The 21,649-nt window shown below is 67.3% G+C and carries 22 protein-coding genes and 1 tRNA gene; 2 read left to right on the top strand and 21 right to left on the bottom strand.

From position 1 onward, the window contains the following. Positions 1–35 precede the first annotated feature (35 nt). Positions 36–1,868 carry a DNA helicase RecQ gene (recQ, locus tag LU699_RS12605; RefSeq protein ID WP_232137333.1) on the top strand — a complete coding sequence of 611 codons (1,833 nt, stop codon included), beginning with the start codon at positions 36–38 and terminating at the stop codon, positions 1,866–1,868. A 163-nt stretch (positions 1,869–2,031) separates the two neighbouring features. Here the strand turns inward: recQ and LU699_RS12600 are convergent. The 18 genes from LU699_RS12600 to LU699_RS12515 form a co-directional block, all read right to left on the bottom strand. Continuing rightward, a tRNA-Lys gene (locus tag LU699_RS12600) sits at positions 2,032–2,107 on the bottom strand. A 72-nt stretch (positions 2,108–2,179) separates the two neighbouring features. Continuing rightward, on the bottom strand, positions 2,180–2,857 hold the full coding sequence (queC, locus tag LU699_RS12595; RefSeq protein ID WP_232137334.1) for a 7-cyano-7-deazaguanine synthase QueC: 678 nt from the start codon (positions 2,855–2,857) through the stop codon (positions 2,180–2,182). A gap of 76 nt (positions 2,858–2,933) precedes the next feature. Next, on the bottom strand, positions 2,934–3,614 hold the full coding sequence (gene queE / locus LU699_RS12590; RefSeq protein ID WP_232137335.1) for a 7-carboxy-7-deazaguanine synthase QueE: 681 nt from the start codon (positions 3,612–3,614) through the stop codon (positions 2,934–2,936). 3 nt (positions 3,615–3,617) lie between these two features. Then, the gene (gene ybgF / locus LU699_RS12585) at positions 3,618–4,436 is read right to left on the bottom strand and encodes a tol-pal system protein YbgF (RefSeq protein ID WP_232137384.1); all 819 of its coding nucleotides are present in this window, start codon (positions 4,434–4,436) and stop codon (positions 3,618–3,620) included. 8 nt (positions 4,437–4,444) lie between these two features. Continuing rightward, positions 4,445–4,957 carry a peptidoglycan-associated lipoprotein Pal gene (gene pal / locus LU699_RS12580; RefSeq protein ID WP_232137336.1) on the bottom strand — a complete coding sequence of 171 codons (513 nt, stop codon included), beginning with the start codon at positions 4,955–4,957 and terminating at the stop codon, positions 4,445–4,447. A gap of 65 nt (positions 4,958–5,022) precedes the next feature. Beyond that, complete coding sequence (tolB, locus tag LU699_RS12575; protein WP_232137337.1) at positions 5,023–6,345, bottom strand: Tol-Pal system beta propeller repeat protein TolB; 1,323 nt, start codon at positions 6,343–6,345, stop codon at positions 5,023–5,025. Positions 6,346–6,561: 216 nt separating this feature from the next. Beyond that, complete coding sequence (tolA, locus tag LU699_RS12570) at positions 6,562–7,539, bottom strand: cell envelope integrity protein TolA (protein WP_232137338.1); 978 nt, start codon at positions 7,537–7,539, stop codon at positions 6,562–6,564. 1 nt (position 7,540) lies between these two features. Beyond that, positions 7,541–7,978 (bottom strand): ExbD/TolR family protein, encoded by a 438-nt coding sequence (locus tag LU699_RS12565; RefSeq protein ID WP_232137340.1) that lies wholly within the window; start codon positions 7,976–7,978, stop codon positions 7,541–7,543. A gap of 66 nt (positions 7,979–8,044) precedes the next feature. Beyond that, on the bottom strand, positions 8,045–8,842 hold the full coding sequence (gene tolQ, locus LU699_RS12560; RefSeq protein WP_425491068.1) for a protein TolQ: 798 nt from the start codon (positions 8,840–8,842) through the stop codon (positions 8,045–8,047). Positions 8,843–8,848: 6 nt separating this feature from the next. Further along, entirely contained in the window at positions 8,849–9,298 is a 450-nt protein-coding gene (gene ybgC / locus LU699_RS12555; RefSeq protein ID WP_232137342.1) for a tol-pal system-associated acyl-CoA thioesterase, read from the bottom strand. Between the two features lie 19 nt (positions 9,299–9,317). After that, positions 9,318–10,349 (bottom strand): Holliday junction branch migration DNA helicase RuvB, encoded by a 1,032-nt coding sequence (gene ruvB / locus LU699_RS12550; RefSeq protein ID WP_232137344.1) that lies wholly within the window; start codon positions 10,347–10,349, stop codon positions 9,318–9,320. A gap of 78 nt (positions 10,350–10,427) precedes the next feature. Continuing rightward, on the bottom strand, positions 10,428–11,411 hold the full coding sequence (locus tag LU699_RS12545; protein ID WP_232580189.1) for an LLM class flavin-dependent oxidoreductase: 984 nt from the start codon (positions 11,409–11,411) through the stop codon (positions 10,428–10,430). 783 nt (positions 11,412–12,194) lie between these two features. Next, the gene (locus LU699_RS12540; protein ID WP_232138222.1) at positions 12,195–14,120 is read right to left on the bottom strand and encodes a potassium transporter Kup; all 1,926 of its coding nucleotides are present in this window, start codon (positions 14,118–14,120) and stop codon (positions 12,195–12,197) included. A 37-nt stretch (positions 14,121–14,157) separates the two neighbouring features. Then, a complete protein-coding gene (ruvA, locus tag LU699_RS12535) occupies positions 14,158–14,748 on the bottom strand; it encodes a Holliday junction branch migration protein RuvA (RefSeq protein ID WP_232138223.1) in 591 nt (196 codons plus the stop codon). Positions 14,749–14,863: 115 nt separating this feature from the next. Next, entirely contained in the window at positions 14,864–15,388 is a 525-nt protein-coding gene (ruvC, locus tag LU699_RS12530) for a crossover junction endodeoxyribonuclease RuvC (RefSeq protein ID WP_232138224.1), read from the bottom strand. 8 nt (positions 15,389–15,396) lie between these two features. Next, positions 15,397–16,113, bottom strand: coding sequence for a YebC/PmpR family DNA-binding transcriptional regulator (locus tag LU699_RS12525; protein ID WP_232138225.1), 717 nt, complete (start codon positions 16,111–16,113; stop codon positions 15,397–15,399). 36 nt (positions 16,114–16,149) lie between these two features. Next, positions 16,150–16,791 (bottom strand): esterase/lipase family protein, encoded by a 642-nt coding sequence (locus LU699_RS12520; protein ID WP_232138226.1) that lies wholly within the window; start codon positions 16,789–16,791, stop codon positions 16,150–16,152. Continuing rightward, the gene (locus LU699_RS12515; protein WP_232138227.1) at positions 16,788–17,588 is read right to left on the bottom strand and encodes a helix-turn-helix domain-containing protein; all 801 of its coding nucleotides are present in this window, start codon (positions 17,586–17,588) and stop codon (positions 16,788–16,790) included. Before LU699_RS12515 ends, LU699_RS12520 begins: the two co-directional genes overlap by 4 nt. 114 nt (positions 17,589–17,702) lie before the next feature. Between LU699_RS12515 and LU699_RS12510 the strand changes: the two genes are divergently transcribed. Beyond that, positions 17,703–18,131, top strand: coding sequence for an organic hydroperoxide resistance protein (locus LU699_RS12510; protein ID WP_232138228.1), 429 nt, complete (start codon positions 17,703–17,705; stop codon positions 18,129–18,131). Between the two features lie 79 nt (positions 18,132–18,210). Here LU699_RS12510 and LU699_RS12505 read toward each other — a convergent pair whose 3' ends face one another. The 3 genes from LU699_RS12505 to aspS form a co-directional block, all read right to left on the bottom strand. Next, a complete protein-coding gene (locus LU699_RS12505) occupies positions 18,211–18,933 on the bottom strand; it encodes a hypothetical protein (protein ID WP_232138229.1) in 723 nt (240 codons plus the stop codon). Between the two features lie 24 nt (positions 18,934–18,957). Next, the gene (locus tag LU699_RS12500; RefSeq protein WP_232138231.1) at positions 18,958–19,506 is read right to left on the bottom strand and encodes a GNAT family N-acetyltransferase; all 549 of its coding nucleotides are present in this window, start codon (positions 19,504–19,506) and stop codon (positions 18,958–18,960) included. Positions 19,507–19,823: 317 nt separating this feature from the next. Continuing rightward, a complete protein-coding gene (gene aspS / locus LU699_RS12495; protein ID WP_232138232.1) occupies positions 19,824–21,620 on the bottom strand; it encodes an aspartate--tRNA ligase in 1,797 nt (598 codons plus the stop codon). Between the last annotated feature and the right edge of the window lie 29 nt (positions 21,621–21,649).

Below are 21,649 nucleotides of genomic sequence, written 5' to 3'. Positions count from 1 at the left end.
GCCGGCGCGCCGGCCGCAGCCGGTATCCTTGTGCGATGTCTTCTTCTCCAGATGCCGCCGCGCTCGAGGTTCTGCAGCGCGTGTTCGGCCATGCCGCATTCCGCGGCGAACAGGCCGCGATCGTCTCGCATGTTGCCGCCGGCCAGGATGCGCTGGTGCTGATGCCCACCGGCGGCGGCAAGTCCATGTGCTTCCAGGTGCCCGCGCTGTTGCGCGAGGGCGTCGCCATCGTGGTGTCGCCATTGATCGCGCTGATGCAGGACCAGGTGGACGCGTTGCTGCAGTCGGGCGTGCGCGCGGCGTTTCTCAATTCCACGCTCGATGGCGAAACCGCGCAGCGCGTGGAGCGCGAGCTGCTGGCCGGCGAACTTGACCTGCTCTACGTCGCGCCCGAGCGCCTGCTGACGCCACGCTTCCTGTCGCTGCTCGACCGCGCACCGCTGGCGCTGTTCGCGATCGACGAGGCGCATTGCGTGTCGCAATGGGGCCATGACTTCCGCCGCGAATACCGCGAGCTGACGATCCTGCACGAGCGCTGGCCGCACGTGCCGCGCATCGCACTGACCGCGACCGCCGATCCGCCGACCCAGCGCGAGATCGCCGAGCGCCTGCAGCTGGAAGACGCGCGCCGCTTCGTCAGTTCGTTCGACCGGCCCAACATCCGCTACACGGTGGTGCAGAAGGAAAACGCCAAGCGCCAGCTGCTCGATTTCGTGCAGTCGCATCGTGGCGAAGCCGGCATCGTCTACTGCCTGTCGCGGCGCAAGGTCGAAGAAACGGCCGAATATCTCGCTGGCCAGGGCATCGATGCGATTCCGTACCACGCCGGCATGGACGCGGAGTTGCGCGCGGCCAACCAGCGGCGCTTCCTGCGCAGTGATGGTGTGGTGGTCGTGGCGACGATCGCGTTCGGCATGGGCATCGACAAGCCGGACGTGCGCTTCGTCGCCCATACCGACCTGCCGAAATCGATCGAGGGCTACTACCAGGAAACCGGCCGCGGCGGCCGCGACGGCGAGCCCGCCGATGCGTGGATGTGCTACGGCCTCGGCGATCTGGTGCTGCTGCGGCAGATGATCGAACAGTCCGAGTCCGGCGACGAGCGCAAGCGGCTCGAACACCGCAAGCTCGATTCGCTGGTCGGTTACTGCGAGACGATGCGTTGCCGTCGCCAAGTGCTGCTGGCGAACTTCGGCGAGGACTATGCGGCCAAGGGCGCGGGCCAGCCCTGCGGCAACTGCGACAACTGCCTCGACCCGCCCGCCGCGTGGGATGCCACCGTGCCCGCGCAGAAAGCGCTCAGCTGCGTGTATCGCAGCGGCCAGCGTTTCGGCGCCGCGCACGTCATCGACATCCTGCGTGGCAGCGAGAGCGAACGCATCCGCCAGTTCGGCCACGACCAGCTCAGCACCTACGGCGTCGGCACCGATGTCGATGCGCGCGTGTGGAAGAGCGTGCTGCGCCAGCTCGTCGCGCAGGGCCTGCTCGATGTCGACGCAGAAGGTTACGGCGGCCTGCGACTGACCGAAGCCAGCCGCGGCGTGCTCAAGGGCGAGACGCAGGTGATGCTGCGCAAACCAACGAACACGAAGGAGCGCACGCGCACCACACGCGTCGCGACCGGTGCCGACATCGATCTGGCACCGGCCGACCGGCCGCTGTTCGAATCGCTGCGCGCGCTACGCGGACGCCTGGCGCGCGAGCAGAACGTGCCTGCCTACGTGATCTTCCACGACGCGACCTTGCGCGAGATCGCACGCCTGCGCCCGATCAGCCATGGCCAGCTCGGCGGCATCGGCGGCGTTGGTGCAGGCAAGCTGGAACGCTATGGCGATGCCGTGCTGGAAACGGTGCTCGACGCGGATTGACCGACGCGTGCCGTCTGTCGGTCTGGAGCGGTAATCGCATCAACAGACGGTCGCCAAGTCCGAATAGCGTCATCACGTCAGCGCGTGCGGTCCTGCTGCGGCATGCACAACGCGCGGTGCGGCGAGCGTAATCGCGAAGCCGCCGCGCCGATGCCCTGGAAGCTGGTGGGTCGTGATGGATTCGAACCATCGACCAGCGGATTAAAAGTCCGATGCTCTACCGACTGAGCTAACGACCCGGAAGACAGTCGCCGGCAGCAGTGGCCGGCGCAGGGGGCGCATTCTAGCGCAATGTGGACCGCGCGTCGGCCTCAGGCCGTCGTCTGTACGTACCGCGTGGGATCAGGCACGCCCGCGGCGTCGAATCCGTCCGCGCGCAGACGGCACGCGTCGCAGTGGCCGCAGGCCATACCTTGGGCATCGGCGTTGTAGCAGGACACGGTCAGGCCGAAGTCGACGCCCAGACGTACGCCTTCGCGCACGATGTCGCCCTTGCCCATGCGCTGCAGCGGGGCGTGCACGCGGATGCCGGCGCCTTCGACGCCCGCCTTGGTCGCGAGATTGGCCAGACGCTCGAAAGCATCGACGAATTCGGGACGGCAATCCGGATAGCCGGAATAGTCGACCGCGTTGACGCCGCAGAAGATGTCGGCTGCGCCGAGCACTTCGGCCCAGCCGAGGGCGAGCGACAGCATGATCGTGTTGCGCGCGGGCACGTAGGTCACCGGAATGCCTGCGCCGCCCGCTTCCGGCACGTCGATGTCGTCGGTCAATGCCGAGCCGCCGATGCTGCGCAGGTCGACGTCGACGGTCTTGTGCACGGTGACGCCCATCGCGGCCGCGACGCGCGCGGCGGCATCGAGTTCGGAGGTGTGGCGCTGGCCGTAGCGCACGCTCAGCGCATGCACATCGAAGCCCTGTTCCTGGGCGATGGCGATGACGGCGGCGGAGTCCATGCCTCCGGACAACAGGACGACGGCTTTTTTCATGAGGCGATCTGGATGCGGTACGGAAATTCGGAATGTCGCGCGACAGGCTAGCGCAGCCTTCGGGCAGATGCCGGGCTCAGCGCCCCGGTTCGTCATCCCACAGCAGCTTGTGCAGCTGCATCTGGAACTTCACCGGCAGGCGATCCGCGACGATCCAGTCGGCCAGCTCGCGACCGGTGATCTCGCCCTTGCTCGGCGAGAACAGCACGTCGCAGCGATGCGGCAGCCCCTTGGTCAGCACGACGTCGCGTGCCCACTCGTAATCGGCGCGCGAGCAGACGACGAACTTGATCTGGTCGTGCGCGGTCAGCAGCGGGAGATTCTCCCAGCGGTTGCGATGCGCTTCGTTGGAGGCAGGCGTCTTGATGTCGAGCACGCGGCTCACGCGCGGATCGACGTCGCTGATGTCCAGCGCGCCCGAGGTTTCCAGCGACACCTGGTAGCCGGCATCGCACAGGCGACGCAACAGGCCGATGCAGCGCTTCTGCGCCAGTGGTTCTCCACCGGTCACGCAGACGTGCCTCACGCCATGCTTCGCAACTTCCGCGAGGATGTCGTCGATCGTCCACCACTGGCCGCCGTGGAAGGCGTACGCGGTGTCGCAGTAGGTGCAGCGCAGCGGGCAGCCGGTCAGACGGACGAACACCGTCGGCCAGCCGGCATCGCGGGCTTCGCCCTGCAAGGACAGGAAGACTTCGGTGAGCTTGAGCCGGTCGGCCGCGGATGCGGCGACCGCATCGGGCGCGACGGCGGTCATGGATCAGCGCAGGCGCGAGAGCTGGATTGCGCGGAGCCGGTCGGCGGCGGTGCGTGCCGCGTCGGTGCCGGGATACTGCTTGCCGACATCGGCGAGCGTCGTCTCGGCGCCGTCGAGGTCTTTCAGCCCGTACTGCGAAAGACCGACCTTGAGCATCGCGCCCGGGGCCTTGTCGCTCTGCGGATAGCGCTGCAACAGCGACAGGAACTGCTCCTGCGCCAGTGCGTAATTCTGGGTGACGTAATAGCTCTCGCCAAGCCAGTACAGCGCGTTCGGCGCGTAGCTGCCCTGCGGGTGCTGCTGCAGGAAGCCCTGGAACAGCGTGGCGGATTCGTCGTAACGCGCATTCTTCAATGCATCGAACGCCTGCTCGTAAGCGGCGCGTTCGTCGGCAGGTGCGGCCTGCGTTGAGACGGGCGCAGCGCTCGTCGCAGAACCACGCGCGGCCTGCGCATTTGCGCCTGCCGCGGGTGCCGGCGTTGCAGCGCCGGTGGGATCGGGCAGTTCAAGACCACCGCCACCGCCGCCCTGCCCGCTCTCGAGCCGGTTGAGCCGGCCGTCGATGTCGAGATACTGGCTGCGGTTGCTGGACTTGAGCTGCTCGTTCTGCTGCTGGAGTTCTTCCACCTGCGAGCGCAGGGACACGATCTCCTGCCGCAGCTGATTGAGCTGGTTGAGCAGATCGACGTTGGCGCTGGTATCACCCGCGCGCGCTTCGAGCGAGGCCACGCGGTCCGCGAGGCTCGCCCGTTGCGCCCATGCGGGCGCGGCGACCACGAGGGTCGCCGCGAACGCTACTGGGAGTACCAGCCAATGACGCATCGAACGCATCAGCGAGCGGTGTAAATGATCTCGACGCGACGATTGCGGGCCCAGCAATCTTCGTTCGAGTCATTGCAGACCGGACGCTCTTCGCCGTAGCTGACGACAGCCAGCTGGGCAGCCGAACCACCGTTGGCCTGCAGTGCCGAGGACACGCCATTGCCACGACGCTCGCCCAGACCCTGGTTGTACTCGCGGCTGCCGCGCTCGTCGGCGTGGCCTTCCAGCGAGATGCGCGCAGCGCTGCGGTCACGCAGGTACTTGGCATGGCAGGCCATTACAGCCTGGAACTCGGGACGCAGGTTGTCCTGATCGAGATCGAAGTAGACGACGCGCTGACGCAGGCATGCATCGCTGTCGAGGTCGGCCGGGGTGTAAGCACCCGCGGTCGGGCCAGTCGGAGCCACGGTGCCGGTCGACGGACCGGTATCGACCGGTGCCTCTTCCTTGACCTTCTTGGAACACGCAACGGCAGCGGTGCAGAGCATCGCGGCCAGCATCAAACGGGTGGTCATCTTCATCTCGTCGATCCTTGGTTTTCTATGGCAACAGGGCAATTGTTATTGGTCGGGGCGTGCAGGCAGCGTCAGCGCTGTTCCCGGTACGGACCCCAAGCCGGCTCGCGCACATCGCCATCGGCGAGGACGAGGCGCTGACGCACACGGCCATCCGAGGACACCGCATACAACACACCCCTGCGCCCCTCACGCGCCGCGTACAGGACCATGCCGGCGTTCGGGGCAAAGCTCGGCGATTCGTCGAGCGACCCTGGCGACAGCGTAGACCAGCGGGGCGACCCCAGGCTGCGATCCAGCAGTGCAATACGGTACACGTTGCCTGAACCTTGCGCCACGACGATTTTCTTGCCATCGAAGGACACCGACGGGTCGGCGTTGTAGCTGCCCTCGAAGGTCACGCGGGTCGCGCTGCCGCCGGACACCGGCGCCTGGTAGACCTGCGGCCGCCCGCCGCGGTCGGAGATGAAGTACAGGCTGCCGCCGTCGGCCGCCCAGGAGGGCGAGGTGTCGATGGCGAAGTGGTTGGTGACCTGGGTCAGCGCCTTGCTGCCGAGGTCCATCACGTAGATCTCGGGGTTGCCGCTGCGCGACAGCGACAGCGCCAGACGACGGCCGTCGGGCGAGAACGCCGGGGCGCCGTTGATGCCGCGGAAGCTCGAAACCAGTTCACGACCGCCGCTGGTGATGTCCTGGATGTAGATCGCCGAGTTGCCGCTCTCGAAGCTGACGTAGGCGACGCGGCGGCCGTCCGGGCTCCAGCTCGGCGACATCAGCGGCTCGTTCGAGCGCACGACCGTCTGCGGGTTGTGGCCGTCGGAGTCGGCGACGATCAACGCATAACGCGCGCTCGGGCCGACGCCGGTCTGGGTGATGTACGCGACCCGGGTCCAGAACGCGCCACGCACGCCGGTGATCTTCTCGTAGATCGCGTCGGCCATCTGGTGCGCGACATCACGCATCGCATTCGGACGCGCGGTCATCGCCAGGCCGAGCACGCGCTCCTGCTTGGCGACGTCGAACAGTTCGTACTCGACCCGGTAGCTGCCGCCGCCGGCGTCGACGACGCGGCCGACGACGAGGAAGTCCTGACGCAGCGCGCGCCACGTCGGGTACTGGACCTCGCTGCCGCGCGTCGGGCGCTCGACGATGTCGCGCTCGGGCAGCGAGCGGAACTGGCCGGAGCGGTCGAGGTCGGCGCGCACCACGGCGGCGACATCGGTATCGGGCGCGGCGCCACTGCCCTGGTAGGGCATCGGCACGACCGCGATCGGCATCGCCTGGGCGCTGCCGCCGGTGATGTCGATCTCGAGGCCCTGCTGCTGCGCACTGGCGAGCATGGGCAGGCCGAGTGCGAACAGAGCCAACAAGCAACGGATCAGAATGGGTTTCATCGGCTTACCGGTTTGAAGAGAGTGAGCCCGGGCAGCTTGGCCGCTGGACCGGGGAACAGGATGAATACCAGCGCAATCATCGCGCCGCGCAGGTGAACGGGATGGTGAGGCGGCGCGGGAACGCCGGCGCGACGCCGGCACAGGGCGACGGCGCGGCAGCCGGACACGGAGCGCATGACACCATGATCGAAGGGCGCGCGACTCGGCGCGCCGGCATCAATCCTGCGCCGTGAAGTTGAGGTTGAGCCTGCGGTTGAAGACCGACTGGAAGCCTTCGTACGGCAGCGGCTCGGCCGCGCGCACCGCGGCTTCGACCGAGCGACGGCCCTGCGCGTCATACGGACAGGACGCATCGAACTCGACGTTCAACACCTCGCCACCCGGCAACTGGGTGATGTAGAGGCGGCAGCGCTGGCCCAGCGGCACGTTGTCCGGACGACGCCAGTTGCGGCGGATCGCCTCCTGCAACGCGGCGGCGTACTTCGCAGCCAGACCGCTGTCGCCATCGGGACGACCCGGCGGCGGGCTCGCGGCGGACGCGGCGGCGCGCTGCTCGGACGCCTGCTGCGCATTGCGCTCGGCGATCTGCTTCAGACGCTGCTCCGACAGCTGCGCTTCGCGCTGGGTCTTCTCGCGTTCGGCACGCAGCTTCTCGAGTTCCTGGCGCGCGAGGCGGCGCTTCTCTTCGGCTTCCTGCTGCTTCTGCTGCTCGGCGAGTTCGACCTGCGCCTGACGGCGCTTCTCTTCCCGCTCCTTCTCGCGCTGCTCGGCAGCCAGCGCATCGCGGCGCACGGCGGCCTGCGAGACGGTATCGGGCTCGGGCACGACTTCCTGCAGCTGCGGCTGGCGCTGCTCGACGGCGTCCTCGGGTCGCGGTTCGGGCAACGGCTGCGGCGGTGCGGACGCGGGCTCTTCGACCGGCTCGGGCACCGGTTCCGGAACGGGATCGGGCACCGGCTCGGGCGCGGGCTCCGGATCAGGCAACGGCTCGGGCTTGCTGGCCAGCGCGCGCCGGTCAGCGGCGCTCAGCGCATTGGGATCGATGATGTCGGCCGAGACTGGCGAGCCCATCGCCGATTCGGGCCGCGACGACGCGCTCCACAGCGCGCCGAGAATGATCAGGCCGAACAGCAGCACATGGACCAGGATCGACAGTCCGATCGCCACTACATTGTCGGAACGCGACTCGCGCATCTCAGTTCGCGCTTTCCGCCGGACGGCTGATCAGGCTGACCTTGGTGATGCCGGCCTCGTTGATGAGGTCGATGGCGTTCATGATCCGCTGATAGCTGGCCGCGCCATCGCCGCTGACGAGGATGGTCGCATCCGGGTTTTGCGTGTGGATGCCGCGCAGGCGCGCGACGAGATCCTCACGCGTGACCGAGGTGTTCTGGCGTTCCACCATCAACGCGAGCTGCCCGTCGGGATATACGCTGACCACGACCGGATCCTGCGGCGAGCCGAGCGACATCGCGCGCGAATCCGGCAGGTTGATGTCGGTGCCCAGATTCATCAGCGGCGTGGTGACCATGAAAATGATCAGCAGCACCAGCATCACGTCGATGTAGGGCACGACGTTGATTTCGTTCTTGAGCTTGCGCCGCTTGGAACGGCGAAGGGAGATCGACGACATGGCGGAATCCGGATGCGGGGACGGTCGAACGCGGCTGGGCCGGCGCGCCTCGGCGCGCCGCGGAAATCACTCGGTGCCGGTCTGACGTTCGAGGATCGAGGAGAACTCGTCGGAGAAAGCCTCGAAGCGCGTGGCGACGCGCTCGACCTTCGTCGCGAAGCGGTTGTAGGCCCACACCGCCGGGATCGCGGCGAACAGACCCATCGCTGTCGCGATCAGCGCTTCCGAGATGCCCGGCGCGACCGTGGCGATGGTCGCCTCCTTGACGCTGGCCAGGCCGTGGAACGAAATCATGATGCCCCACACGGTGCCGAGCAGGCCGACGTAGGGCGCGATCGAGCCGACGTTGGCGAGGTATTCGAGATTGCTCTCCAGCCCGTCGAGTTCGCGTGCGCCGGCGACGCGCATGCCGCGCTGTGCACCTTCGAGATGCGTGCGCGCATCGACGCCGCGACGCTGCCGCTGACGCGAGTACTCGCGATACCCCGCCTCGAAGATGGCCTCCAGGCCCTCGATCTCACGGTTGCGCTCGGTCGCCGAGGCGTAGAGCTTGCTGATCTCGGCGCCAGACCAGAAACGCTCTTCGAAGCGGTCGGCCTCCTTCTCGGCGCGGTCCAGCAGGCGCTTCTTGCGGAAGATGATCACCCACGACGACACCGACGCAAACAGCAGCAGCAGCATCACCAGCTGCACCGGAATCGATGCGTGCAGGATCAGCTCGAGAATGCTGAGTTCGTTGGCCATCGGCGCGGTGGCAGCCGCAGCGGCGCCCGCGTTCGCGAGTTCGGTCGCGCCGGCGGCGGCCTCTTCGGGCAACGCCTGCACCTGGGCGGCGGACTGCAACAGCACGGGCATGAGGCTCATCCAGGATTACTCCGCTGACGTTTCGAGTGACTTGAGTTGTGTGTAGAGCGCGTCCGGAATGGCACGCGGCCTGAAATCGGATGACGACAATGCCGCGACACGGACCTCGGCATCGAGCAGCAGATCGCCATCGCGGCGCACCTCCTGCACGAACACCGCGCTCGCACGCCGGCACTGCCGCAGCGCCACGCTGACCTCCAGCGCATCGTCGAGCCGCGCCGGACTGCGGAAATCGATCCGCATCGCACGGACCGCGAACAACGTGCCGTGCGTATCGCGCAACATCTGCTGTCCGTAGCCATGCGCCCGCAACCACTCGCTGCGCGCGCGCTCCATGAAAGCCACGTACTGCGCGTGATAGACGACGCCACCTGCGTCGGTATCTTCCCAATAGACGCGTGTCGGCCAACTGAATAGACCGGTCGGACCGGCCCCAGGGCTGGAAATCGCTGTCAAAGCCGCACCTCGCAGGAGATCAGAACAGGTGGCCGGGGGTCGCGGTGGCGTCGCGGCGCGGCTCCAGGCCCAGATGGCGCCAGGCCTTGACCGTCGCCATGCGCCCGCGCGCGGTGCGCACGAGATAGCCCTGCTGGATCAGATACGGCTCGATGACGTCTTCCAGCGTGCCGCGTTCCTCGCTGAGCGCGGCCGCCATCGACTCGACGCCGACCGGGCCGCCATCGAAGTTCTCGATGATCAGATGCAGCAGGCGGCGATCGAGTTCGTCGAAGCCTTCCGGATCGACCTTGAGCATCAGCATCGCGGCATTGGCCACGTCGCGATCGATGCGGCCACCGGCGCGCACCTGCGCGTAATCACGCACACGGCGCAGCAGACGGTTGGCGATACGCGGCGTGCCACGTGCGCGCTTCGCAATTTCGGCGGCGCCATCGGGTTCACAGGACAGGCCGAGAATCTGCGCCGAACGGCGCACGATCCGGGTCAGTTCCTCGGTGCTGTAGAACTCCAGCCGTTGCACGATGCCGAAGCGGTCGCGCAGCGGCGCGGTCAGCAGGCCTGCGCGCGTGGTTGCGCCAATCAGGGTGAAGGGCGGCAGGTCGATCTTGATCGAACGCGCCGCGGGGCCCTCGCCGATCATGATGTCGAGCTGGAAATCTTCCATCGCCGGATACAGCACTTCTTCCACGACCGGCGACAGGCGGTGGATCTCGTCGATGAAGAGCACATCGTGCGGCTGCAGATTGGTCAGCAGCGCGGCGAGATCGCCGGCCTTCTCGATCACCGGCCCCGACGTCACGCGCAGCGCGACGCCGAGTTCGTTGGCGATCACGTGGCTCAGCGTGGTCTTGCCCAGCCCCGGCGGCCCGAAGATCAGCACATGATCGAGCGCCTCGCGCCGCTGCTTCGCGGCCTCGATGAAGATCGACATCTGCTCGCGGACCGGCTGCTGGCCGAGGTAATCGTCCAGCCGCTGCGGCCGGATGCTCGCCTCGATGGCGTCGTCCTCGCGGGTGGCGTCGGCGGCGATGATGCGGTCTGCGGTCATTCGCGCATGATCGCACGCCCCGCCGGTGACGCGCGGCGCGTGCCGCGGAACGCGCCCGGAAGCGCGCCCGCAACTGGATCAGCCGCGCATTGCCTCCGCGGCCAGCGAGAAGCTGTGCTTGCGCGCGTCGTGGTCGAAGATGTTGGCGGTCAGCATCAGCTCGTCCGGGCGATGGCGCGCGATGAATTCGGCGATGCCCTCGCGGACGTCGGCCGGATCGCCGATCACCGAACACGCCAGCGACTGCGCGACCATCGCCTTCTCGGCCGGCGTCCAGAACGCTGCGATATCGTCGATCGGCGGCGGAATCAGCCCAGGCGCGCCACGGCGCAGGCGCACGAAACTCTGCTGCTGCGTGGTGAACAACCGCTGCGCCTCGGCGCGCGTATCCGCCGCGACCACGTTGAGCGCCAGCATCGCGTGCGGCTGGCGCAGGTGCTTCGACGGACGGAAATCGCGGTGGTACAGCGCCAGCGCTTCCGACATCGCGGCCGGCGCGAAGTGCGAGGCGAACGCGTACGGCAGGCCGAGCGTCGCCGCGAGACCGGCGCCGAACAGGCTGGAACCCAGGATCCACACCGGCACGTCGAGCCCCGCGCCCGGCACGGCCTGCACCGGCTGACCGGGCTGCGCCGGCTCGAAGTAGCGCAGCAGCTCCATGACATCGGACGGAAACGCATCCGCGCCGGCGTAATAGCGGCGCAGCGCCTTCGTCGTCGGCTGATCGGTGCCCGGCGCCCGACCCAACCCGAGATCGATACGCCCCGGATACAGCGACGCCAGCGTGCCGAACTGCTCGGCCACCTGCAGCGGCGCATGGTTGGGCAGCATCACCCCGCCCGACCCGACCCGGATCGTCGACGTGCCGCCGGCGATGTGTCCGATCAGCACGGCCGTCGCCGCGCTGGCGATGCCGGGCATGTTGTGGTGCTCGGCGAGCCAGTAGCGCGCGTAGCCGAGCGATTCACCGTGCCGGGCGAGATCGAGCGACCGGGCAAAGGATTCGGCCGGCGTGCTGCCCTCGGTGACCGGGGCGAGATCGAGAATCGAGAAGGGAATCATGGCGGGACATCTTGGGGGGTGCCCCCGACCTTGGGGCGGCCGGACGGGAACACCAGCGTGGGCGGTGGGGTGCTCTGTTCCAGATCGGCTTTTGCGAATGCCCTTCGCCGCGGTGCGGCCGCGTGACCGCTGGCATTGCGCCCCGCCATCTACGCGATCGCAGCGTACGGTCCAGCAACTCCGAGCACTCGTCCAAGAGGCAATGAGCCGCAGCGGCTTTTGCTCCGGATTTCTCGCGGCGCTGACGAGCGGGCAAAGCACGTAGACCCGTAGGGCGCCGCACATGGACGTGCGGCGTTTTTCGACCGAGCCAGGATGGCGAGTCGAAAAATCCCGGAACGAATGACACGCCGGGTGAGCTTCGTCGGGGCTGGCCCTTTTCTTTGGTTCCGTTTCTTTTGGGCCAGCAAAAGAAATGAACCCGCTCGCCGCAAGGCGAGTGGAAGCGTTTGATCTTGCTTCTCGCCGTGAGAGCGAAGCGGAATAGCAACGTCAAACGCTTTCGTCCGCTGACGCGGCCGAGTTCATTTCTTTTGGTTGACCCCAAAAGAAACGGAACCAAAGAAAAACGTCTCCCCGACAAGTCCGAAGCCCGCGGCTCGTAGTGCGCAGGGATTTTCCGACTCGGCATCCTGCCTCGGTCGGAAAACACCGCCCATCCCTGGGCGGCGCCCTATGGGTCTGCGCTTTGCAAGACGGCGTTACGCCTAATGGAGGCAAATCAAAAGCAAGCGCAGCATTTTCTTCGCGCATCGAAGCGCTGACGCGAAAAACAGAGCCAAATCAGATCTGCACCTGCGACCCCAACTCCACCAGCCGATTCCCCGGAATCCGGAAGAACACCGTCGCCGGCGCCGCATTGCGGTGCATGAAAGCGAACAGCTTGTCGCGCCACACCGGCATGCCGCGCCGCGGACTCGCCACCACCGTCTCGCGACTGGTGAAGTAGGTCGTGTCCATCGGGTCGATGACGATGCCGCCTTCGATGTCGCCGCAGCGCATCAGCGCCATCGGAACGTCGGGCGTTTCCATGAAGCCGAAGCGGATCGTGACGCGGTGGAAATCGTCGCCGATCGACTCCATTTTCAGGCGCCGGTCCGGCGCGGCGTACGGCAGCGTCAGGGTCTCGACGGTCAGGAACACATTGCGCTCGTGCAGCACTTTGTTGTGCTTGAGGTTGTGCATCAGCGCGTGCGGCACGATGCCGCGGTCGCTGGTCAGGAACACCGCGGTACCGGGCACGCGCACCGGCGGGGCGAGCATCAGGCCCGGCAGGAACGTCTCGAGGCGGATGCCGTCCTTCTGGATCTCCGCGTGCAGCAGCTGGCGGCCGCGGCGCCAGGTGCGCAGCAGGGTGAACAGCGTGATGCCGAGCACCAGCGGGAACCAGGCGCCCTGCAGTACCTTGGCGCCGTTGGCGACCACGAACGCCACGTCGATGAAGATGAAGACCGCGCAGCACGGCAGCACCCAGCGGCGCCAGCGGGGCCACAGCGCGCGGGCGACGACGATCAGCAGCAGCGTGTCGATCAGCATCGTCAGCGACACCGAAATGCCGTAGGCCGCCGCCAGTGCGGAGGACGTCTGGAAGGTCAGCACCAGCGCGATCACCACGATCGCCATCGCCCAGTTGATACCGGGGATGTAGATCTGGCCGATGGTGTCGCTGGAGGTGTGCCGCACATGCATGCGCGGGATGTAGCCCAGCTGCATCGCCTGGCGCGCGACCGAGAAGCCGCCGGTGATCACCGCCTGCGACGCGATGACGGTGGCACAGGTCGCCAGCACGATCATCGGCCAGCGCGCCCACTGCGGCACGCCGATGTAGAAGGGATTCTGGATCGCGGCGGGGTCTTCGAGCACCAGCGCGCCCTGCCCCAGATAGTTGAGCATCAGCGACGGCAGCACGAAGAAATACCAGGCGTAGCGGATCGGCTTGGCGCCGAAGTGGCCCATGTCGGTGTAGATCGCCTCACCGCCCGTCACCGCCAGCACCACGGCGCCGAGAATGAAGACGCCGCCCCAGCTGTGTTCCCAGAAGAAGCGTGCCGCCCACAGCGGGTTGATCGCGTGCAGCACTTCCGGCTCGTGCAGGATGTTGAGCACGCCGAGCGCCGCGAGCGACAGAAACCACAACATCGTGATCGGGCCGAACACGCGGCCGACCTTGGCGGTGCCGTAGCGCTGGGTGGCGAACAGCGCCGTCAGGACGACGACGGTGATCGGAATGATCCAGGCGTGCAGTCCAGGCGCGACAACCTCCAGGCCCTCGACCGCCGACAGCACCGAAATCGCGGGCGTGATCACGCCATCGCTGAAGAACAGCGACGCACCGAACACACCGAGGATGCCGACCAGATACGCGGACTTGCCGCCCTTGGCGAGACAGCGCTGGGCCAGCGCCATCAGCGCCATGATCCCGCCCTCGCCGTCGTTGTCGGCGCGCAGGATGATCGTGACGTACTTGAGCGTCACCACGACCATCAGCGACCAGAAGATCATCGACAGCACGCCGAGCACGGTGTCGTGATTGGCGACCAACCCGTAGTGCGGCGAGAACGCCTCGCGCAATGTGTACAGCGGGCTGGTGCCGATGTCGCCGAAGACGACACCGATCGCGCCGGCGATCAGCCCGGCGAGACCCACCTTGCCATGTCCCGAACCGTGGGTACGCGGGCCCGTGCCGGGCTGGCTGCTGGCGTGTGACATGTAGTGTCGACCTTGCCGACGGATGTGGGGGTGGGGGTCAGCGAAGCGCGGACTGTAGCGCTTTCCGGATGATGATTTCGGGCGGGTCGCCTTCACTTGCTGCGGCCTTCGCCATCCGCACCGCATCGGCCGGTTTGTAGCCCAGCTGCTGCAGTGCCACGACCGCTTCCGACATCGGATCGGCCGGCACCTGGACACCGCCGATCGCCCCGCCTGCGCCAGCCAGATCGGCCGCGCGGTCACGCAGCTCGACGACCATGCGCTCGGCGGTCTTCTTGCCGATACCGGGAATCTTGGTCAGCGCCGCGACGTCGCCGGTCTGCACCAGCCGCGCGAACGTATCGACGCTGACACCCGACAGAATCGCCAGCGCGATCTTCGCGCCGATGCCGGTGACCTTCTGCACGTCGCGGAACAGCCGCCGCTCGGACTCGTGCAGGAAGCCGTACAGCGAGACGCTGTCTTCCTTCTGCGCGTAGTGCGTGAACAGCGCGACCTCGCGACCGACCTCGGGCAGGTCGTAGAACGTGCTCATCGGCGCTTCGAGTTCGTAGCCGACACCGTTGACGTCGATCACCAGCCAGGGCGGTGCCTTGTGGGCCAGCGTGCCGCGCAGTCTTCCGATCATCGGCTGTGCCTCTCCGGGCGGATGGAACGTGTGAGTTGAAGTGCGACAGGCACGCAAACAACGGGCCAGCACACAGCGGATCCGGCGCGGTGTGCATTTCCGACCGAGGCAGCGTTCATCCCTTCCGACCCCAGGCCTGCTTCACGCCGACGCCGAGCCGCTTCGCGGTGGCGCTGACGTGCGCGTGCGTGATCGCGACCGCCAATGCATCGGCGGCGTCGGCTTGCAGCTTGCCCGACAGCCCGAGCATCAACCCGACCATGTGCTGGATCTGCGCCTTCTCGGCGCTGCCACGGCCGACCACCGCCAGCTTGACCTCGGTGGCCGCGTATTCGCTCACCGGCAGGTCGCGCAGCACCACCGCGCCGATCGCGGCGCCGCGCGCCTGGCCGAGCTTGAGCGCCGAATCCGGATTGCGCGCCATGAAGACTTTCTCGATCGCGACTTCGTCGGGCCGATGCTCGATGATCAACGCGGTCAGCCCGTCGAGCAGGCGACGCAGGCGCGCGGGAAACTCGCCCGCGGTCACCAGCACCAGCGGCGCATGGAACACGTGCGTGACCTTTCCGGCCGCATCCACGTCGATGATGCCGACCCCGGTGCGCTGGGAACCGGGGTCGATGCCGAGAATGCGGGTCACGGGGGTCTTCAGCCCTCGAACTGCGCGTTCGAGTAGACCGCTTGCACGTCGTCGAGATCTTCGAGCAGATCGAGCATCTTGCGCACCTGCTCCGCGGTCTCGCCGTCGACGACGATGTCGTTGTCGGCGCGGAACGTCACTTCGGCATGGCCGGCGACGATGCCCGCGGCCGCCATCGCATCGCGCACGGATTCGAACGCGTCGGCGCTCGTGACCACGTCGATCGCGCCGTCCTCGGGATACACCACGACATCGTCGGCGCCGGCGTCGATCGCGGCCTCGGTCACCGTGTCCTCGTCCAGACCCTCGAAACTCAGCACACCCAGACGCTTGAACATGAAGGCGACCGAGCCTTCGGTGCCCATGTTGCCGCCGCACTTGCCGAACGCGTGGCGGACTTCGGCCACGGTGCGCACGCGGTTGTCGGTCAGCGTATCGACGATCACGGCGACCCCGCCAGGCGCGTAGCCCTCGTAGCGGATCTCTTCGTACTCGACGCCTTCGAGCTCGCCGGTCGCTTTCTTGATCGCGCGCTCGACCACGTCCTTGGTCATGTTCTGGGCCATGCCCTTGTCGATTGCCGTGCGCAGGCGCGGGTTGTTCGACGGATCACCGCCGCCGGCACGCGCCGCGACACCGATTTCGCGAATGATCTTGGTGAAGATCTTGCCGCGCTTGGCGTCGGTCGCGTTCTTGCGGGCCTCGATCGAAGGTCCTCGTCCCATGGGTGTCAGGTCTGTTGGCGTTGGAAGCCGGCGATTTTACTCCGCATGCCCGGGCCGCGCGTGTTCGAAACGGCCGTGGCGGAGGAATCCGACGGTCTGGCGCACCGCGTCGGCCGACAGCAGCAGGCCGCTGTGGCTGGCCTGCACCACGATGTGGTCGGCCAGCGCCGGCGCGCGGGTCTCCTCGACCGACACCGTGCCGTCGTGCGGGCCGTCGAACCGCGCCAGCAATGCGCCCAGTCCGCGGGGCACGCAGCCGGCGACCATGCCCACCTCGAGGCCGGCCGGCCATTCGACGCAGCCGGCATGCAGGATGTCGGCGCTGCGGCCGAAGTACAGGTGCGACATCGGCACCCCCGACAACGCATGCGCCGCGCCGCTGCCACAGACCGGCGAGCCCAGACAGACGATGCGGCCCACCGGCAGCGCCGGCGTTGAGCCCGCCGCCTGCAGCGCCGACAGGCCGCCAAGACTGTGGCCGACCACGTGGGCCGGGCCCTGTGCGAGTGCGTCGGCCAGACGTTCGGCCGCCGCATCCGGACCGCCGGCGATGCTGGGGTATCCGATGATTTCGGTCTCGAAGCCGGCCTCGGCGAGACCACGCGCGAAGCGGCGCATCGTCAGGCCGACCATCCAGATACCGTGCAGCAGCAGCACGCGCGTCGGCCCGTCACTCATGCGACAGCCCCGCTCGCCACGCGGCCCTGCCGCCAGGCCCGCGGCGACACGCCGCTGTGCGCCTTGAACGCACGCGAGAGCGCCGCCTCGCTGCCGTAGCCGACCTCGTCGGCGATCAGTTTCAGCGGCCGCCCGCGACGCAGCGCGCGTTGCGCGAGGCCGATGCGCCAGGCCTGCAGATACTGGCCGGGTGTCTGCCCGATCGCCTCGCGGAACGCATCGGCGAACGCGCTGCGCGACATGCCGGCCGCGTCCGCCAGTGTTTCCAGCGACCACGGCTGCGCCGGCGCCTCATGCATCGCGACCAGCGCGCGCCGCAAACGCGGATGCGCCATGCCGGCCAGCAATCCGCCCTGCAGCGCGCCCGCCTCCATCTGCTGGCGCAGCACCTGCACCAGCAGCGCTTCGACCAGCCGCTCGATCAGCGCGGTGCGACCGCAACGTCCGTCGAAGGCCTCTTCGAACAGCAATGCAAGCAGGCCCTGCGAACCCGGCAGCGCATCCGGCGAGACCCACAGCACGCCCGGCAACGCCGTCGCCAGCGGACTGTCGGCGCCGCCTTCGAACAGCAGACGCACGCGCATCCAGGCCGCGCCCGCCTCAGGGACGATCGCGTCGCGGACGTCCATGCGTGGCAGCAACAGCAGGCCCGGCCCCGTCCATGTGCCCGTGCCCGGCAGCGCGAGTCCGCCATCGCGCAACAGCCACAGTGCAGCTTCCGGTGCCCCGTCGCCGAGCGAATCGACGCGCGCGGCAATGGGAAAGCGGTCGAGCAATGCCGCGAGACGATCCACCATGACAGGACTCCGGGACAAGTTTCATGGACTTTGTATCACCAATCGTCGCCAGAGACCGTGCACGATGGTCACCTCGCCGGCGCATTCCGTGACCGGTCCGACAGGAGATTTCCGATGTCCATCGAAACCGTGCTTTACACCGCCACCGCCAGTGCAACCGGCGGCCGCGAAGGCCGCGCCACCTCGTCCGACAATGTCCTCGACGTCACCCTGTCGACCCCGCGCGAGCTCGGCGGCGCCGGCGGCCCCGGCACGAATCCCGAGCAGCTGTTCGCAGCCGGCTATTCGGCCTGTTTCCTCGGCGCGTTGAAGTTCGTCGCCGGCCAGCACAAGGTCGCCCTGCCGGCCGACACCACCGTCACCGGCCAGGTCGGTATCGGCAAGATTCCCACCGGCTTCGGCATCCAGGCCGATCTCAGCATTTCGGCGCCGGGCGTGGATCGCGAGCAGTTGCAGACCCTCGTCGATGCCGCGCACATCGTGTGCCCGTACTCGAACGCGACCCGCGGCAACATCGACGTGACGCTGTCGATCGCCGACTGAATCCTCTCGATGCCGGGGATGCAGATTGCATTCCCGGCGAGGCATCAGTTGTCAGGTTCGGAGTCGCGCAACAGCGTGCTCAGGAAGGCAGCGCAGAGCCGATGCCGTTCGTGATGCACTGTGTGACCCTGCCGCGGTTGAACGCGATATCCGCCAGAAAGCCGACCGCAAGCCCGAGCCAGACGATGTAGCCGTACCCGACATAGCTGTCGAACACGATCGTGTGCAGCCAGTTCTGACCGAACAGATACAGGCCGCCAGTCAGCGCGGCGCCGCCGATCAGCACGAGCGCAGGCAACAGTACGCTTCTGGCATCGCGCCACCACACGACCACGCCCAGCAACAGGAACACGCCTGTATTGCTGCCCGCGAAGATCCGCAGCTCGCGATGCAGCTTGCCTGCGGTGTCGACATAAGCCGCACGCACCGACTGCTTCAGGTGCCCGCTGCCTGTTGAAAGCTTCCCGAGCCGTTCGCCGGCAACGTCCTGTACGCGGCGCCCAATGCCTGCACGACAGGCGCAATCGCCATCACGCATCTCTGCGAGCGCGGTGGCCACCAGGGTAGGCAGAACGGCGGACGTCCTTTCAGAAGGCCACTGTGCCAGCGCGCGATGCGCGGCCCCGGCGATTCTGCCGTCCTGCGCGAACGCAATTTCTGCACCGACCCGGCGCTCGATCTCCGCACGCAGCAAGGTGCGCGCCGATGCTTCAATCCATTCCGGCTTCGCCAGCGACACGACCAACAGGCTGCCGAACAGCAGGACCCCAACCGCAGACACGATCAGCAACATACGACGCATGCCAGGCCTCCCTGCCCTTGCGGTTCAACGCGGTCGTTTGAGTATGAACTCGAGATCGTTGATCGAGCCGACCGGGAAAATGTAGTCGCCGACCTGCTCGAAACCGTAACGCGCGTAGAAGCGTTGCGCGCCGAGGTTCTCCGACCACACGCCGACCCACAGCGTGCGCGGGCCATCGCGCAGCAGCCAGTCCATCGCGGCGTCCATCATCCGCGTGCCGTTGCCGCCACCCTGGTGGCCCTGCACGAGATAGAGCCGCTTGAGTTCGCCATCGCCCTTGGCGACATCGGCGTGCGGCAGCCCGCAGGGGCCGGCCGCGACATGGCCGATCGCCTCGCCCTCATGTTCCAGCAGCCAGACCGCGTAATCGGGATGCGCAAGGATCGTACGCTGCTTCTCCACCGCGTACGCGTCGGCCAGAAACGCCGCGAGATCCTCAGCCGGATACAGATGACCGAAGGTCTCGGTGAACGTACGCGCGGCCAGCGCGGACAGCGTCTGCGCGTCGTCGACGGTGGCGCGGCGGAGCGTTGGCCGCGTGCTCGTAGAGATGTCCAGCCGATATCCGTTCATTCAAAACGCCTCTGGCACTGATTCACGCGGCAAGTCGATTGACGTCGGCCCAGCCGACGGCACCTTCGAGCCCTCCTCCGCCTGCGGGGGAGGGTTGGGTGGGAGCGAAGCGTCCGGGCACGCAAATCTCGATTCGAGCGCACAGGCCGCCTGCATCCATGCGCCCCTCGATCGGAGCGTTTGCGCCCCTCCCAGCCTTCCCCCGCGCGCGGGAGAAGGGGTGAGTACCGGCCTGCTCGAACGCCGCCGAGCCCCGACGCACATCGAGCCTGGATACATGACGCATGGGCCGCGAGACGCGCTGAAGACCGGTTCGACTACGATTCCGCAGCGGGAGTCGCCGGCACACCAGACGCCGGCTTCGGCCGGACCTGGATGTGCACTTCGGCCAGCTGCGCATCCGCGATCGGCGACGGTGCATCGGTCATCAGGCACTGCGCGCCGGTGGTCTTCGGGAATGCGATGACGTCGCGGATCGATTCCGTACCGGCCATCAGCGCGGCGATGCGGTCGATGCCGAACGCGATGCCGCCATGCGGTGGCGCGCCGTACTTCAGCGCATCCAGCAGGAAGCCGAACTTCGCCTGCGCTTCTTCGGCGCCGATGCCGAGCAGCTCGAACACCGCCGACTGCATCGAGGAGCGGTGGATACGGATCGAACCGCCGCCGATCTCGTTGCCGTTGAGCACCATGTCGTAGCCGCGCGACACGGCCGTCGCAGCGTTCGCGCGCAGGTCGGCCTCGTCGTCGACCGACGGCGCGGTGAAGGGGTGATGCAGGGCGACGTAGCGCTGCGCCTCGTCGTCCCATTCGAACATCGGGAAGTCGGTGACCCACAGCGGCGCCCAGCCGTCGGCGACCAGACTGAAATCCTTGCCGGCCTTCAGGCGCACCGCGCCCATGAAGTCGCTGACGGTCGAATACTTGCCGGCGCCGAAGAACACGAGGTCGCCGTTGCCGGCGCCGACGTGCGACACCAGCGCGGCGAACGCGGCCTCGTCGAAGAACTTCTGGATCGGCGACGAGACTTCTCCCGCCTCCGAAATCTTGATGTACGCCAGGCCCTTCGCGCCGTACTTCGCAGCGTGCGCGGCGTACTCGTCGATCTGCTTGCGGCTCAGACTCGCGCCGCCCGGAATGCGCAGCGCGCAGACGCGGCCGCCGGCTTCGTTGGCCGGGCCGGTGAACACCGCGAACTGGCTGTCCTTGACCAGATCGGCAACGTCGACCAGCTCCAGCGCGATGCGCAGGTCCGGCTTGTCCGAACCGTAGCGACGCATCGCTTCGGCGTAGGTCATGCGCGGGAATTCTGCGGCGAGCTCGACGTTGGCGACATCGCGGAACACGTCGCGGATCATCGCCTCGACGAGATCCTGTACGTCGCGCTCCGACACCCACGCGAACTCCATGTCGAGCTGGGTGAATTCCAGCTGGCGATCGGCACGCAACGCTTCGTCGCGGAAGCAGCGCGCGATCTGGTAGTAGCGGTCGAAGCCCGCCATCATCAGGATCTGCTTGAACAGCTGCGGCGACTGCGGCAATGCGTAGAACTCGCCGGGATGCATGCGCGCCGGCACCAGGAAGTCGCGCGCACCTTCCGGCGTCGCCTTCGTCAGGATCGGCGTTTCGATGTCCTGGAAGCCCTTGTCATCCAGCCAGTGACGCAGCGCGCTGACCAGCTTGGTGCGCGTGCGCATCTTGCGCTGCATGTCGGGGCTGCGCAGATCGAGATAGCGATACTTCAGGCGCGTTTCTTCGCCCGGGTTCTCGTGATGGTGGAACGGCAGCGGCTCGGCCTTGTTCAACACTTCGATCTGCGTGGCGACGATCTCGACCTGGCCGGTGCGGATCTTCGCGTTGACCGAATGCCGCGCGCGCACCGTGCCGGTGATGCGCAAGCAGTCCTCGTAACCCACCTTCTCGGCGGTCGCGACGACGGCCGCATTGCCGTCCGCGTCCGACGATTCGGCGACCACCTGCACGATGCCTTCGTGGTCACGCAGGTCGATGAAGCAGACGCCGCCGAGGTCGCGGGCGACATCGGCCCAGCCGCACAGGGTGACGGTCTGGCCGATCAGCGATTCGTCGATCAGGCCGCAGAAATGGGTACGCATGGGAACTCCGGACACGAAAGCGCGGGCGC

The sequence above is a fragment of the Luteimonas fraxinea genome (assembly GCF_021233355.1).
Classification (GTDB): Bacteria; Pseudomonadota; Gammaproteobacteria; order Xanthomonadales; family Xanthomonadaceae; genus Luteimonas; species Luteimonas fraxinea.
This window is presented reverse-complemented; position numbering and strand designations above follow the sequence as displayed.